Origin of the sequence: Niabella sp. (genome assembly GCF_030150205.1) — a bacterium.
In the GTDB taxonomy this organism is placed as follows: Bacteria; Bacteroidota; Bacteroidia; order Chitinophagales; family Chitinophagaceae; genus Niabella.
Genome location: NZ_JASLGT010000011.1, coordinates 275,860 through 291,383 on the forward strand (window position 1 = coordinate 275,860; position 15,524 = coordinate 291,383).

The following is a 15,524-nucleotide window of genomic DNA, read 5'->3' on the forward strand; positions in this document are numbered from 1 at the left end:
ATCATTCCAACCGGCATCATGGTGACCGCCCCCCTATCTGCTATATCGTTTTGCCATCGATACTCAATCAATAAGAACCGATGTTTGTGCCGCTGTTAAGCCGTCCGCTTCTGCTTTTATTTTTATGGCGCCCTTTGCTCCTTTTTTTGCTTTTACGATTACCAGGGCCATCCCGTTGTAGGCGCTTTTTTCCGGGCTTTGAAACGATTCGAAGCTGGTGGCATCCCCGTTATCCGTGGCAACGATCTCCCCGGGGCCTTCTACCCCGAACCGGATCTTTGGATGGGAACGTGGCACCATCCGGCCGTTTTTATCTTCCACCCGAAGCGTTATAAATGCAAGACCGATGCCATCGCCGGCAATTTTCTTCATATTGGAAGTCAATGAAAGTTTAGCCGAAGCACCGGTGGTTTTTACTACATCCGTTGCCCAGGGTTTTCCCTGTTTATAAGCAACCACTTTTAATTCGCCGGGCTTATAGCGGACCTGGTCCCATACCAGCCGGAAATCCTTACCCGGCTGTTGCCTTTTCCGCCCCAGGCTTTTCCCATCCAGGAATAATTCCGCTTCGTCGCCCGAGGTATACACATGTACCGGCACAAGGGAATCCATCCGCTCTTCCCAGTTCCAGTGCGGGAGAATATGTGCCATCGGATAATTTGGGCGCCAATGCGATTGATACAAATAAAAACGATCTTTCGGAAAGCCGGCCAGGTCGATGATCCCAAAATAGCTGCTGCGGGAAGGTGGTTTATTCCGCTGTAGCTCTTCCAGTGCTTTTTCCAGCTCTGCGCGTTTTGAGGGATCATTCCTGAAGTTCAGCAAATTGGTTTCATCTGATCCATACGGAGTGGGCTCACCCAGGTAATCGAAGCCCGTCCACATAAATTCGCCCAGCAGGTGCGGGTATTTTGCGTTGGTCCGGAATTGTTCATCCGGTGTGCAGCCCCAGCCCGGATGATCGAGGTCATAGGAACTGATCTGCCAGTTCCGGCGGTTCGTTCCAAAGAAATATTCACCCCGGGAGCTTACACAGCTGGAGGTTTCACTACCCATGGTAGGCATGTTTGCATAACGCGGATCGGCATCCCATTTTGCCTGCTGTCCGAAAAAGTAATTCACGCCCATCAGGTCCAGTCCCTGAACGGCACCGGATGCTCTTCCGCCATCGGGATCGTTATAGCCATTCGAAACCGGACGGGTCGGATCTTCCCGGCGCATAATGTCTGCCAATGTTTTTGTCATGGCCACATCCCGCTGATCGATCACTTCATTACCGATGCTCCAGATACATACCGAAGGATGGTTCCGGTCCCGGTGCACCAACGCCACCAGGTCTTTCTCATGCCATTCATCGTAAAGTTTGTTATAGTCGTTCTTCTTCTTTCCATGTTTCCAGGCATCAAAGGCTTCATCCCAAACCAGGAAGCCCATTTCATCCGCCAATGCCAGCAGTTCCGGTGCCGGCGGGTTATGCGAGGTGCGGATGGCATTCACGCCCATTTCTTTTAGTAATACTAGCTGGCGTCTTAATGCGCTTGTATTCATCGCAGCTCCTAAAGCGCCCAGGTCATGATGATTGCATACCCCCTGGATTTCCACCCTTTTACCGTTTAATAAAAAACCATTGCGCGGCGTAAATGCAAGGGTGCGGATACCAAATGTTGAATAATAGGTATCCGTTTTTTTGCCATTGACCCATACGGTGGTTACGGCAAAATAACGACCAGGCCGCTCAATACTCCATAACCGGGGATTGCGTATGACAACAGAAAGGTTGGCCTTGTTATCATTTCCCTGGGCCAGTTCCATATCTTTTTGTTGCACAGAAGCCACTTTCTTTTTCAGCGTGTTTCCTGCACCCGCTTCATAAATATCGGTTTGCAGCATTGCTTTTACCGGCTTTCCTTCCTGGTTAGATACGGTTACGGCTATTTTTACGTCTGCTGCCTGCGCTGTAACTTTTGGCGTGGTGATATACGTGCCCCAGTGACCGATGTGTACCGGGGCTGTTTTTACCAGCCATACGTGCCGGTAAATGCCGGCACCGGGATACCAGCGCGAATCCCATTTTTCGGTATTTAGTTTTACGGCCAGCACGTTCTCTTTTCCAAATAGTATATAGGGCGACAGATCCATCCGGAACGAGGTATACCCGTAGGGCCAGGTACCTACATAATGCCCGTTGAGCCAGATCTCGGCATAAGCCATGGCGCCATCAAAATCGATGAAGATCTTTTTGCCGGTATCTGAAGATGGTATCGCAAAGTGTTTACGATACCAGCCGATCCCTTTCCAGGGAAGCTTACCCGTTTCACCGGCCAGGTCGATGCGGAAGGGCCCGGTAATGGCCCAGTCATGAGGCAGGGACAGCCGTTGCCAGTCCTGGTCATTAAAACCAGTCGCCTCAGCCTGCTGCGGCTCTTCCAGCCGGGAGCCATCGGGTTGCAGTCCGTACCGTTTAAACAACCATCCTTCATCAAAGGATCCGGTACCGGCATTGCCCAGGCGTGTAAAGGAGGTTTGTGCCGAAGCATTATTGCAGCACAGGAGCACTGCCAGTAAGCCTAAAATAAAGCGCATTTTTTTCTGTTATGGCGTTATAAAATCGTTTTATACATCCTGTATTCGTCATTCTCCAGAAGCACAGTACAACAAGGAAGCGTTGTTACAGACCCTGAATTGCACCATCTGAAAGTTCTGTATTAAATACTTTTAAATCCCGGATCGCTGCTTTGGCAGCATTCTTTTCATCACCGATCCGCTGCAGCGGGAAAAAGAGGGTTTGTACTTTGGCCGTTTGTTTACCATTGGGGAATGTTCTTTTGGCACCTTCCAGTTTTTCTTTTAAAACACCGTTTACATAAAGCGCTGTTCCTCTGTGATTGCCTTTAATGGTGATCTTTGTCCATTCATTCACCGGAACAGCATAATCAAAGCTGTACTGATAGCCTTCCCTTGAAAAACCCAGCTTACCGGTACCCAGCTGGTTGAGGGTTACCACCGCATCTGCGGAGCCAAACAATACGGCATTGGCGGTATTGCCAGGTTCCGGTTTTATAGAAAAGCTAACCGTATAACCATACCCGATCCCCGGAAACGGTGTTGTAATAAAACTTGTTCCCCCTTTTAAACGGAGGGCTTCTTCTTTTGGATCAAATGAAACGTTGGTCCTTGTTGTCTTCTGCCGGCCGTTAAATTGACCATCCGCCTTCAATGTCAGCACCAGTGAATCTTTTGCGTGGATGCGTCCAAGCATATTTAAGCCGGGACCTTCGCCGATCTGTTTGGCCTGTGTTGAAAAAGCGGCATATTCCATCGGCTTTGCACTGCCGCCCCACATTTTTTGCGACAAGACCTGCATGGCCGGGAAGACCCGGTGATGTACATCTTTTTCGGTGATGCCATTGCCTGCATGATCATTCCATACGGCAAAAGCGCCACCTCTTAACAATGGATAATCTTCATCGAAGGTTTCCTTCCCGATCCGGTTGGGCGTCCATTCTTCGTAGAGTTTTTTTATATTGAGGTAATCATAGTAGTAGCCGGCAGCGGGCACAATATACAGCCATCCGTCCGGCGTGCTGATGCCTTTATAGCCCAGGGCAAACATGTCTTTTGGCTCCGCATAGCCATTGTACCAGAGGTTCATGGTAACACCTTCGGCCTTTACCGGTGTGGTACCCTGTGCATGGGTCAGCGATCCCCACATCCGTACTTTTTTTCCAAAGCCCTCTACAAACCGGATATAATGATCGGTGAATTTCCTGAATTTTTCCGCGTCTTTTTTGGCATATTCATCGGTACCGATATGTACTTCTTTCCCTATAAAAACGGGGTTAGGTCCTTGCAGGTATTCCCGGAACACATTATCAATTACCTGGTAGGTAAGCGGGTTATCCAGATCCAGGTGGTCCATGCCATACTGTTTACTACCCACACCCGGCACCGCCTTGCTAAAGGCCAGGGAATGCGCCGGCACATCGATTTCCGGTATAATGTTGACCCCATAGCGCTGTGCCATTTTCTGCAGCTCAATAAATTCTTTCTTTGTATAGCTGCCGTCTTTCGCAGTCAGGTTAGGATAAGTGTCATTCTGCAGGCGAAAGGCCGAATAGGTGCTGTCCCAGTTATCTCCGAAAAATTGTTTAAAGCCGTTATCGTTCAGGTGAATGTGGAAATCATTCATCTTGTAGTACGACATGAATTTGATATAGTGCTTTAAAAAATCAAGACTGAAAAATTTACGACCTACATCCAGCACAAATCCCCGTACCTCATATTTTGGATAGTCGCGGGCCATTCCCTTTGGTATTGTTTTATGTTGCGGAGCCTGTTCCAATAGTTGCAACAAAGTCCGGGTAGCCCAGATAGCACCCACAGCATCTTTTGCATTAATGATGATGCGGTCACTGATCTGCAGGCTATACCCTTCGGGAGGCAGGTTGTTTCCTTTTGGATCGAGACTAAAGAATACATCCCCTTTTTGTGCCTGCCCCGTTTTTACCGGTGCTGTAGTTCCGGGTATCATGATCACAAGATCCGCTGCCAGTAACTGCGCTGCCGGCAACAGCTCATTACTATAGCGCGGATCTACGACCAAACGGGTTGCCGGTTTCCATTCAAAAGACCCGGTTGCGCCCTGCCATTCCCGTAATGCCGGAATGATAAAAGGTGCAGGGTTGGTTTGTGCCTGTATCCATACCGGAATTCCGGCCACTACAGCAGCTACCAGGCAGTAGAGGATCCGGATTCTTTTCATTTTCTTCATTCTATGTTGATTTAATTGAGCTTGTTCAAAATTTTTCTATTCAACCGCCTATCATAACCGGGGCTTACCCTGGCATCTAAAATAGTTCATGCAGATCAAAAAAAAGAATCCCGGGGCTGTACGCTGTAAGCATACCTGTTATGCAAACGATTGTTCCGTGTCTGTTTTTTTAATAGGCGATGGTTTGCCTGCCAGGCGTAACGCCGTTCTCATTGAAAGCATCTACCCGGAAATAATAAGGAACACTTTTATTTAATCCCGGCAATTCCAGGCTGTGCGTTCCGTATACCATTACCGGGTGAAACAGTTTCAAACGTGGTGTACCTACGGCACACTTATTAAAACCCGCCACTTCGTGGCTACCAGGGGTTGCCCCTGTGGGGCTGATAAACCGCTTGCCATTCCCTATTTACCATTGACGACTCATCAAATCGCTATTCCACCATGATCTCATCGCAGAAAAGCCAGGCCGCCTGTCCCTCACCGGGATGTCCTTTCGGACATTGTCCCAGGTTTTTAGCCGTAACCCGTACGTAGCGGAAACTGCGCGGCTCAAAGCGGGCCGTAAAATCCTTTGTTTGCGGGGCTTTATCGGCCACGGGTACCGTGTTTTTGACCGTTGCCATTTCGGTGAATTGTTTGCCATCCTCCGACACTTCAAATTTTACCCATTGCGGGAAAAAGATCCACTGTCCGTAGCTCTGTAAACAGCCCAGGGTTATGGAACCTGCTGTTGTACGCTGCCCCAGGTCAATGGTGGCCACCATATCGCTTCCGTTAAACGCATGCCATTGTTTCCCGGCGTCTGTTGTACCCCGGATGCCATCGACCAGCGTAGACGGTCCGTTGGCTGGATAATATTTACTGTAAGGCGTTGCATATTGCAAGGGGCGCCCGGTTGCTTTATTCAGTGTAAAGGACTGCTGCGCAGGCCGTCCCCTTACCATGCTGTTATGGATCGCCAATGCCGCTTTTACCGTCAGGGCACCTTTTATTTCAAAAGGTTTTTCGTAGCGCAGGCTGCCCGTGCCCGGGTCGGTACCATCCGTTGTATAAAAGATGGTACCGTCTTCATTTTCGGTTTCGAGGCTTACCAGTAATTTACCATCCACCACCTGCGGTTTTATATCAACTTTAAAATTGCCTTTGGAATAATGCAAGCCCTTCTGCTCAAACCCAACGAGGTGAGGCTGCAGCCGCTGATTAAAATCTTTCCAGTTGCGCGCATCCTTGGTGCTCCATAATACTTCTGCCAGTGCCGGCATGCGGGGCAGAATCATATATTCCACATGCTCATAGCTCGAGATCTGCTCCGTCCACAGGTTGGCTTGTGCCCCCAGTACATGTTTTGCCTGGTCTTTATCCAGCTCTGCGGGAATGGGTTCGTAATGGTATACCCGCTTTAAGGTATTGAAACCACCAAATGCCAGGGGTTCGGTTTCGGGATCGCCCTGGTAATAATCAAAGTAAAGCGGACCGGTTGGACTCATCACCACATCATGATCCATTTGAGCGGCCTTAATACCACCCGATTCTCCGCGCCAGCTCATCACCGTTGCCTGTGGTGCAAGCCCTCCTTCCAGGATCTCATCCCAGCCGATCAGCTTCCGCTTATGGGCGATCAGGAATTTTTCGATCCGGTGAATAAAATAACTTTGTAATTCATCTTCATTTTTCAACCCTTCCTTTTTGATCCGGCGCTGACATAACTCGCAATGTTTCCAGCTGGATTTATCCACTTCATCACCGCCTACATGAATGTAGGTTGAGGGGAATAAGGCCATTACTTCTGTCAGCACATCCTGCAGAAATCCAAAGGCCGCATCATTACCGGCGCAATAATTCGGATGCACATCCTTCCCGTAAAAATCACCGGTATCCTTAAACGAGCGCTTCTGTGGTAAACAGGAATACTCCGGATAGGCCGCCATTGCTGCTTCGGAATGTCCGGGCATTTCAATTTCGGGAACGATGGTCACCTGCCTTGCTGCCGCATAGGCTACAATTTCCTTTATCTGTTCCTGTGTGTAAAAGCCCCCGTAAGTGGCTTTGCTGCGGTCCGCATTGAACCGGATCTGCGACCAGTCCCAGGGCTTGCCCCAATCATCTACACGCCAGGCAGCCAGCCCGGTGAGTTTTGGATATTTCTTTATTTCAATCCGCCAGCCGGCCCCATCCACCAGGTGCCAGTGAAAGGTATTCATTTTGTAGGCGGCCAGCAGGTCTATGAATTCTTTTACCAGTTCCGGTGAAAAAAAATGACGGCTTACATCCAGCATCATCCCCCGCCATTTAAACCGGGGCTCATCGGTAATCTCCATACAGGGTATCTGCAATACCTGGTTGGTGCGTATCGCCGGCAGGGTTTGCAATAAGGACTGTACAGCATAAAAAAGCCCGGCCGGTTTACTGGCCCGGATATCGACCTGGCTGGGTGTAACCGACAAGCGGTATCCTTCTGCTCCAATGCCTTCCGTTGCTGTGATGTTAAAGCGGATCCGTTTTCCGGTGGCCGTTGTTTTAACCGGAAGCGCATAACCACTTACCTGCTTTACGGCCGCAGTGAAATAGCGAACCACATCTGCTATCTCCTTACCGGCTACCGATGCCTTTACCTGTACGCTTTGATCCAGCAGGAAAGCCCCTTCCCGTTGTTGCAGATCTGCCGGCTGCGGAATGATATGTACCCGGGGCTGGGCATTGAGTACGCATGCGATCCATACACATACACTGATCATGAATCCCTGTTTCATTTTTGCTTTTTTATTTTTGATCCCGGCTATATTTATCAACCAGGTCCCGACAAGCCATATATGCCTGTTGCCGGAACGTTTCATCTTTGATTTCCTATTTTTTTATCGCCTCAGATACGATCTCCTTTACCAGGCCATTTACCCGTACCCGTACTTTCTGGGGTTTATCTGAGTAGATATGGTAATTCACCACCGTGCCGTTTTTCCAGCTGCAATCTACCGTAAAGCCTCCCCGGGCCCGGAGGCCTTTAAATGATCCCGAAGTTTTCCAAGCTGCGGGGATCGCCGGAATCAGGCTGATTTCACCGGCATGACTTTGCAATAACATTTCCGGTATGGCGCCACTGATGCCCAGGTTGCCATCGATCTGGAACGGCGGATGGGTGGTAAACAGGTTGGTCAACATATTGTAGGTAAACAATCCCCGGATCATCATACCTGCTTTCTCGCCTTCCCCCAGGCGTGCCCACATAGCACAGCGCCAGGGCCATGACCAGGAGCGGCGGCTGTCCCCCACCGTAGACGCTACCGTGAAGGGCTTATCGATATTCTTTCCATAATTACCGCTGCGGCTGCGCAGGGAGATGATGGCTGCTTTCGCCAGTTCGGGTGTTTGTGTCAGGTTGATCTGGCGTCCGGGATATACAGCAAAGAGGTGTGAGGTATGCCGGTGCTGATCATCCGGATCATCCCGGTCTGTCTGCCATTCCTGCAATTGCCCCCATTTGCCGATTTTATTGGGGGCCAGGCGGTGTTGCATATCGGCCACTTTTGCCTGGTATGCCGCATCTGTATGTAGTGCTTTTGCAGCATCCAAGTAGTTTTGAAACAGGTCCCAAACCAGTTGCTGGTCATGCATGACCCCGTCTTCCCGGGGGCCATGCTCCGGCGACCATCCATTGGGTACCACCAGGCTTCCATCCGGCAGTTGTTTCAGCCGGTCTTCCCAGTAATTACAGATCTCTTTTAAAATGGGATAGGCTGTATTTTTCAGGTATACCGGGTCTTTTGTAAACGCCCAATGCTCATATACATGTTGTGCATACCAGGCACTGGCCGGTATATTCCATTCCCAGCCGTTTCCCCCAAAAATACTTTGACTGGTGCGGGCCGTCCATCCGCGCGTATTTTGTCCAAAGGCTTTGCGGGTGGCCAGCCGGCAGGGTTCGGCCTGTGCTACGATGTAGTCGATCAGCGGCTGATTGCATTCGGAAAGGTTGGCCGGCTCTGCCAGCCAATAATTCATTTGAATATTGATATTGTTATGATAATCGCTGGCCCATGGCGGATTATTGCTGTTGTTCCAAAGTCCCTGCAGGTTTGCGGGCAATCCACCGGGGCGAGAACTGCTGATGAGCAGGTAACGACCGTATTGAAACAGGGTTTCTTCCAGGTCCGGATCAGCCCCACCCTCCGCATATTTCACGAGGCGGACATCCGTAGGAAGGTTTTTTAAGGCTGCAGGCGTTGCTCCCACATCAATACGGGCAGCCACAGCAAGTCTTGTAAAATCGTTTATATGTGCGGTACGCAGCGCTGTATATCCCTTGCGAACCGCTGCTTTTAATTCTTTTTCGATCACTGGCAGCGGATCTGTGCCCCGCCAGCCGGCATTATAATCGGGTTTGTAATTGGTGCGGGCATCCAGGTAAAGCGTGAGGGTTTTGCAACCGGTAAATACCAGCTCACTGCCGGTTACGGAAATACGCCCCCCATCATGTACCGCCATTAGCTTTGCTGCGTATTTGAGTTGATTGGGCATGGTGCCGGAGAACTGCAGCATATTGCCACCGGCCACCGCCGGCGCTCCCTGGGCAGACCACAACGCGATGCGCCCGGAGAGTTTTCCATTGATGCCGGCCACATAGCGGAATACCATTACCTGGTCCGGATAACTGGCAAAAGCCTCGCGCTGAAACGGAGTGCCGGCACGCATATAACTGCTATTGTAAAGTCCTGAAACCAGGTCCAGGCTCCGTTTGTAACCGGTAACCGTTCCTGCGGGAGCAAGCTGCATCCTTAGTTCACCAAAATTGCGGTAGGCGCCAAAACCATGGTCGCCGGTTTCATAGGCTCCGTCCCAGTTATTATCGCCGCTCCAGAGGCTTTGTTCATTGAACTGGATGGTATCGCTTTCCACGGCCCCCATCATCATGGCTCCCATACGCCCGTTGCCAATCGGAAGCCGTTCGGAATCCCATTTCATACCCGGTTGGGCATACCATAACGTAATAGGCGCCATGTCCTGTGCCCGAACAGCGGAAGTAGCCAGTAAGGTCAATAATGCAATCAGTATTCTTTTTTTCATGCCCAATATTACTATTTTTTATCGCATTGGTTTTATACTATTCTTTGGAGAACCTGGAGACTCGGAGAACATTGATGCCCCGGATTGTAATGATACTATGGAAGAATTTCACCTTTTGATGTGGGTAACGGTAATGGCCTACAATTTCCTTCGCCGGGTTTACCTGGGCAGCAACGGTTATTGCAAACAGCAAAAGAAGCGGCAGGAGGAATTTTTTCCTTCCGACGTTTTATTATCTGATGCTCGATTTCCAATCTGTTTGAATATCTTTTTCTGTCATTCCCCGCAGTTCGATGGTTAACCCGGCGGAGCCTGATACCTGGTTCTGTTCAATGCGTACATTGGTGCAATCTGTAAGGGATACCGGTTTATTTAATCCTCCGGCATCCGCTGCCGGAGGCGCGGTTATTTGATTGCCGGTAAACAGCAGTCCATCCACACTTCGGGCCAGCAGCAATTGCCCATCCGCTGCAGTGCCGGCGCCGCATTCTCCTCGCTATTTGCCTTCACGCCATAATCTGCCGCCCGAATCAATACCGGAAGCTGGGCTCCTGCAATAGTACAGCAGCACAGACATAGCAACAGCAGCCAACTATGGGGGTATGTGATGGGGTTATTGTTTTGTGATATCATTGAGTGAGAAGTGAAATGTAAAGTGAGAAGTGAAATGTTGAAAGTGAGAAGTTTAAAGTGAAAAGTTGGGTACGGTCAGTGTTAATGAAGATGCACTTTCCCATCGGGGGTTACCTGTACCAGCACTTCTGTGCCTGAGGCTACTGCGATCTTTGGCCAGCCTGTAAATGCTGTATAGGATAAGGGCTTTTGAGCCTGGGTGCTGTTCTCGGCAAACACGGATACGGATGCATCATAGCGGGTATTGTTTTTTACAGCCAGCGTTATGCCGGCTCTATCGGCATTTACGATCCTTGCCTCCACATGATCAAATACCCGGATCATTTTTTTATCGGGCTGTACATAAATACCCGGCAACTCAATGGCCATCAAAGCACCGTTGGTTTCTGTCCAGGAATTGCGGGTATTGATATAGTTGCCAATACTGCCTGTTCCTTCTGCATCGCAGGGCTGAATGCGCTCCATGCTGCTGCCCACCAGGTTGTGGGTGGTATAGTGATCCGGCGGAATGTTTACAGCCTCCGCGTGGGCATGCTGGATATCCCGGATCAGATCGGCATAAAGCGGGTTACCGGTAGCCCTGAACAGTTTGAATAAATAATCACCCGAAGCCGTACAGATACCCGGTGCTGCATGTTTGTTTTGGATGCTGGCCCATACCGCACCGGCCATATGACTCCCCAGTTTTCCGATCTGGCTGTTGACCGGGAAAACCGGGTCGTAGGAGATCGTCCAGGTGGCACAGAGGGCTGCCTGCACTTCTGCTTTTTCTAACCAACTTTTATCGCCGGTATACTGATAAACGGCCATTAGAGATTCGAGAAAACCAAAGGCCGATTCAGAATTGGCGTCCATGGAAATGTCTCCGCAATCGCCCCCGGTAAGTCCCTGTTTCACTACATCCCGCTGGTAATAATATTCCGCAGCTGCTTTGGCAACCTGCAGCCATTCCGGTTTTTTAAAATAATCCGATGCAATGGCCAGTCCGGCTGGCACAATGGCCCCCGCAGTGGAATTGTACACGGCGATCCTGCCGGTAGCCGGCGCGATGTACTGTCCGAATTCGCCCTCCTGTTTCCAGGTACGGGTAAAAGCGGCCGCCAGTTTTTTAGCTGCCGCTTCCCATTCCGGGTGAATGGCCGCACCATAGCCCTGTGCCTTCAGCAACATGAGGTGTTTTAACAGCCATAACAGGGCGTCTGCATTTTTGCGGACCATGGCCTGTACTTCCGGGAATGCCGGGTGCATCTTTTCCGGCCGGATCTTTCCATCTGACGTAATACCCCCGTAAAAATAACCGCTGGCACCCTGCAGTTTATTTACCACAAAATCCAGTTCCGCCGCCACGCGATCCCGCTCCTTCCTATTATTCAATGCCAGCACCGGGTAGGTATTCATCATACCACTTACCCAACCCAACTGGAAGTCTTTACTATTCTCCGGCAGGTAGTAGCTGCCCACCGGAAACTCCCGGAAGTTATTGCTGGTAATGGTGGTAGCAAGCCCGGTATAATAGCTCATCGGCAGCCAGTTGCGCGGCTGGTTAGGACCCATGATATCCTTCCGGTGTTTCATAAATGCCGTCAGGAGATCCGGGATGCCGGTTGCATGCATGGTATATACCCTGAAACGCAATGAAAGCTGATCTCCGGCCTTCCAGTCGGGCGCCTTATCCCCACTGGGATGAAAGTCGCCAAAACCCGGTGCCTGTTTACGCATAGCAGGAGCCGTAATGGAAAAGCGGCAGTGATCGCCGGCTGCATTTTCGCTGATACTGAGCCCGTGATTACCAAACTCCGATCGCTGACCGGTTAATAGCATAAAGCTTTTTTGTGCTGCCGGCGCGTAAAAACAAAGTGCCGGTATGGCCGTATTGCCTGTCTGGAGCTCTACTAGTGATGCCGTTCCCGGTTCTATGGACAGGCGCGGGTTATTAGAGATCGTTAAAGGAACTTTGGGATTATAGTACATTTCCTTTGTATAATCCGGATTATAACCGTTTCCGATGGAATGATAGCGGTTGCCATTGTATAGAATGGCCGGAGCCAGTACATAGTTATCCCGGCTCCAGCCGCTGAAGTCCATATCTACATTTACGGCGGTTGCTTTTGAGGTTCCATTGGTGAGGGAGAAAACAGCAGTAATGTCCAGTGCCCCGGGTATCGCCTTAACCGGCTGTGCCTGTAATGTTACCTGCCATCCACCGGTCAATTTGGGTTGCTCCTGTGTAGCCACCTGTTCCTGGATAAGGGTTGTACCATCGTATTTTTTGATGCTGATCCGGATATGCCCATTGAGCGGTTTCAACCAACGATCCACCGCGTTGAAATCCTGCGCACCGGCGGTCTGGCAAAACAAACCGCCCAGACCTATGAACAAAAAAGATAAAATACAGAAGTTACGATTCATGTATGTGATGTTGTTTTACTGTGAGACAAGATATCTCACAGCACTTTGTTGCGGAGAATATCGCTCGCTTACCGGAATCATATCCGGGAATTTGCGCGCCCGGTCGGCAAGATACAACTGTCCCTTTTTATAAACGATATGCTGTCTCCAGCAATCGGTTTTTCCATCACCAGTTCCTGTTCGCCTGACGCTGTAATCATCAGCCTTCCGGCACTTCGGTAGCCATCATTAATACCCCTTTGCTCTTTTTAATACAACGGGCTGTGTTTTGTTTCCGTCAATCATCCGGTACAGGGTCCAGGTATTTTTGTTATTCCCGGGTTCCAGCCGCCAGCTTTTTGCCGGATCCGATAATTCTGTTTTGATCCACCGGGGAAAGGCACTGGCCGCCCGGGCATCTTCCCAGGTACGGATCACGTGAAAGATCGCTTCCTTTTGCGGACAGCTTTCCACGTCTTTCTGGTTGAGCGTTAAACTGTAGGTAGTGCCTACGCCCACGGAGATGGCCTGCACATGTTCATACTGCTCTACTGTGGAATTTTTCCGGATGGGGAAGTTGCCGCCCATGCCCACCGGGAAAAAATTGGCATAGGTTACATCCCTGAGGTCTTTTCCCTGACTGGTGGTGCTGCCCCACTCCCGGGTATCTGCATCATACAAATTTTTACCGCCACCCACATTCCAGATGCTTTGGTAATGCCAGGATCCTTCGGATAAGGTAGCACCCGTAAACCGGATATAGGGAACCCCCAGCGCCGTAGCCCGTTCAAACATATTGCGGAAAAAACGCTTTGCAGAATAATACCCGTGCCCGTTATTAAACAGGAATTCCTGCCCGTCGAAATCATAATAGGCGATCCCGTTAATTTTGCAGACATCCGCAAAGTGTTTGGCAATTTCATCCTGCAGCTCCATATCGGGAATAACGCCGTCGTAACCATAATTTACGGTTACCTGCAGCTTGTAGAGCGTGTCTCCTGCCGGATGGGCCGCTGGTATCGTTTTCCAGTAGCCACGTTTTACATTCAGCAGGCGGTAAGGTGGTTTATCGGATACACCCAGGTAATGGATCAGCTCCTTGCCGATCTTTATCATATTCAGATTGGCGCAATGTCCTTCCCAGCTGGCGATCTCTTCGAGATACCGGGGATCATCTACCACGATGATGGTATCAATGGCACTGATATTTTTGGCAAGCAACCGCTTTTGCTGGTAACAAAGGCTATCGCTGGGTACCGGGCTGGCATCTTTAGTACCCGGCGCCAATGCATTGGTGATGGGTGTTCTTCCGATGATGATGCCCTGTTTTGCAGCAAGTGCGGAAAATGCTTTGTGCGAGAGGTTGCCCCCGGTCATCTTTATCGGTTTCCGCTCAAAATGTTTTCCATCGATATAGCCTTCATTTCCCCGGTCGGCCCGCAGAAATCCCTGGTCATATAAACTGATCGCCTTAAAACCCAGCCGGCTGGTATAAGCGATAATGCTGTCATTCAGGTTGCCGGCAGTGAGGGCATCCGGAACAAAAGCCGCGGGATCTTTTACCCATTTTCCATTAATCGTGGGATGCGGCAATTTTTCGGATAACACGATGTTTTGGATCACATCCATCAATGCCGTACTATCCGGGCTGCCCCATAAAGCTACGGCGGAACCGATATAATCCACACCGGGCAGGGATTGTACATCGATGTGGTTGGGAATATTGGCCGCCATATGCGGGATCAGCGAAAAAAACACTTCCCGTTTTTTCGCATATGCGGGATCAGCGAAAAAAACACTTCCCGTTTTTTCGAACGGTCTCTCGACTGGTAGGAGATCGAGATTTGTCCAGCCCGATCCACCTGTGCGGCGTCTCCATACAGGATCCGGTACCAGGGCTCTTTATGGGCATAAAAGGCTACATCACTGATGCCGTTACCACCCAGGCTGAATACCTGTCCTTCATACAGCGAATCCGGCAAGGGAAACCGCTTTGCATCCGGTGTATGAATGATGTATTGAAACGGTGCCGCATCTCCCACCGTGGTAGCCATTCCTCCCAGTGTATTATCGTTAAGGGCCAGCATACCGATCGCATAATTCAATTTTGCGCTGGTATCCCTTGCCACACCAATGATCTCTCCCATCAGGTTGGTAATATTCGTATGATAAGATCCCCATTGAATGGCTTCGATCTCTTCACGCTTTGAGAGCGACTGCAATTGCAATCTCAGATATTTTTTATGCGTAGCAATAAGGATGCGCGCTACTGATCCGTTGCTGTAAGTGAGCGTCAATAATTTTTCTGCCGGCTTATAAGCGGCGTTTACTGGTTCATAATATATTTTCTTCCTGCCATCATAAAGCAGCATCAGCGGGGAGGGCCGGTTCGCCGCACTAAATTCCCGCGCCGGCTTTACCGTAATATTTTTCATACTCGTAATAAAACCGTTATTGCTGAGATGGATTCTAAAATAATCTGTTTTAAAATCCCATTGGGCGCAAAGATGCAGGTTTGTAAACACCAGCAATCCTGAAAACAGCAAGTACGTAAAATAGCTTCGATTCATTGTATACAGTTATCTTTCTGTTCATAAAGATTCTAAAAAGACAGATGCCATACCACATTGAAATTGACCAACCTCAATGCTTTTTTTGCAATACACCGACC

At 49.8% G+C, this 15,524-nt stretch carries 9 protein-coding genes; all 9 read right to left on the minus strand.

Annotated elements, in window-relative coordinates:
* Positions 1-63 precede the first annotated feature (63 nt).
* The 9 genes from galB to Q1V85_RS11560 all read right to left on the minus strand — a co-directional run bounded on the left by galB (position 64) and on the right by Q1V85_RS11560 (position 15,423).
* Positions 64-2,583 (minus strand): beta-galactosidase GalB, encoded by a 2,520-nt coding sequence (gene galB, locus Q1V85_RS11520; RefSeq protein WP_300600032.1) that lies wholly within the window; start codon positions 2,581-2,583, stop codon positions 64-66.
* Positions 2,584-2,668: 85 nt separating this feature from the next.
* Complete coding sequence (locus Q1V85_RS11525; protein ID WP_300600034.1) at positions 2,669-4,771, minus strand: family 20 glycosylhydrolase; 2,103 nt, start codon at positions 4,769-4,771, stop codon at positions 2,669-2,671.
* 169 nt (positions 4,772-4,940) lie between these two features.
* Positions 4,941-5,063, minus strand: a complete 123-nt coding sequence (locus tag Q1V85_RS11530) for a hypothetical protein (protein WP_300600035.1) — start codon at positions 5,061-5,063, stop codon at positions 4,941-4,943.
* Positions 5,064-5,205: 142 nt separating this feature from the next.
* Complete coding sequence (locus tag Q1V85_RS11535) at positions 5,206-7,524, minus strand: family 20 glycosylhydrolase (RefSeq protein WP_300600037.1); 2,319 nt, start codon at positions 7,522-7,524, stop codon at positions 5,206-5,208.
* Positions 7,525-7,618: 94 nt separating this feature from the next.
* A complete protein-coding gene (locus tag Q1V85_RS11540) occupies positions 7,619-9,832 on the minus strand; it encodes a glycoside hydrolase family 95 protein (protein WP_300600038.1) in 2,214 nt (737 codons plus the stop codon).
* Positions 9,833-10,064: 232 nt separating this feature from the next.
* A complete protein-coding gene (locus tag Q1V85_RS11545; RefSeq protein WP_300600041.1) occupies positions 10,065-10,271 on the minus strand; it encodes a hypothetical protein in 207 nt (68 codons plus the stop codon).
* A gap of 275 nt (positions 10,272-10,546) precedes the next feature.
* A complete protein-coding gene (locus Q1V85_RS11550; RefSeq protein WP_300600043.1) occupies positions 10,547-12,874 on the minus strand; it encodes a hypothetical protein in 2,328 nt (775 codons plus the stop codon).
* Positions 12,875-13,102: 228 nt separating this feature from the next.
* A complete protein-coding gene (locus tag Q1V85_RS11555; protein ID WP_300600045.1) occupies positions 13,103-14,611 on the minus strand; it encodes a hypothetical protein in 1,509 nt (502 codons plus the stop codon).
* The gene (locus tag Q1V85_RS11560) at positions 14,596-15,423 is read right to left on the minus strand and encodes a hypothetical protein (protein WP_300600046.1); all 828 of its coding nucleotides are present in this window, start codon (positions 15,421-15,423) and stop codon (positions 14,596-14,598) included. Before Q1V85_RS11560 ends, Q1V85_RS11555 begins: the two co-directional genes overlap by 16 nt.
* Positions 15,424-15,524: the final 101 nt, after the last annotated feature.

Bases quoted from the DNA above. Each gene is read 5' to 3' on its own strand.
- Q1V85_RS11560 (WP_300600046.1), bottom strand. From the start codon at position 15,423: ATGAATCGAAGCTATTTTACGTACTTGCTGTTTTCAGGATTGCTGGTG.
- Q1V85_RS11530 (WP_300600035.1), bottom strand. From the start codon at position 5,063: ATGGTATACGGAACGCACAGCCTGGAATTGCCGGGATTAAATAAAAGT.
- Q1V85_RS11525 (WP_300600034.1), bottom strand. From the start codon at position 4,771: ATGAAGAAAATGAAAAGAATCCGGATCCTCTACTGCCTGGTAGCTGCT.
- Q1V85_RS11540 (WP_300600038.1), bottom strand. From the start codon at position 9,832: ATGAAAAAAAGAATACTGATTGCATTATTGACCTTACTGGCTACTTCC.
- Q1V85_RS11550 (WP_300600043.1), bottom strand. From the start codon at position 12,874: ATGAATCGTAACTTCTGTATTTTATCTTTTTTGTTCATAGGTCTGGGC.
- galB (WP_300600032.1), bottom strand. From the start codon at position 2,583: ATGCGCTTTATTTTAGGCTTACTGGCAGTGCTCCTGTGCTGCAATAAT.
- Q1V85_RS11535 (WP_300600037.1), bottom strand. From the start codon at position 7,524: ATGAAACAGGGATTCATGATCAGTGTATGTGTATGGATCGCATGCGTA.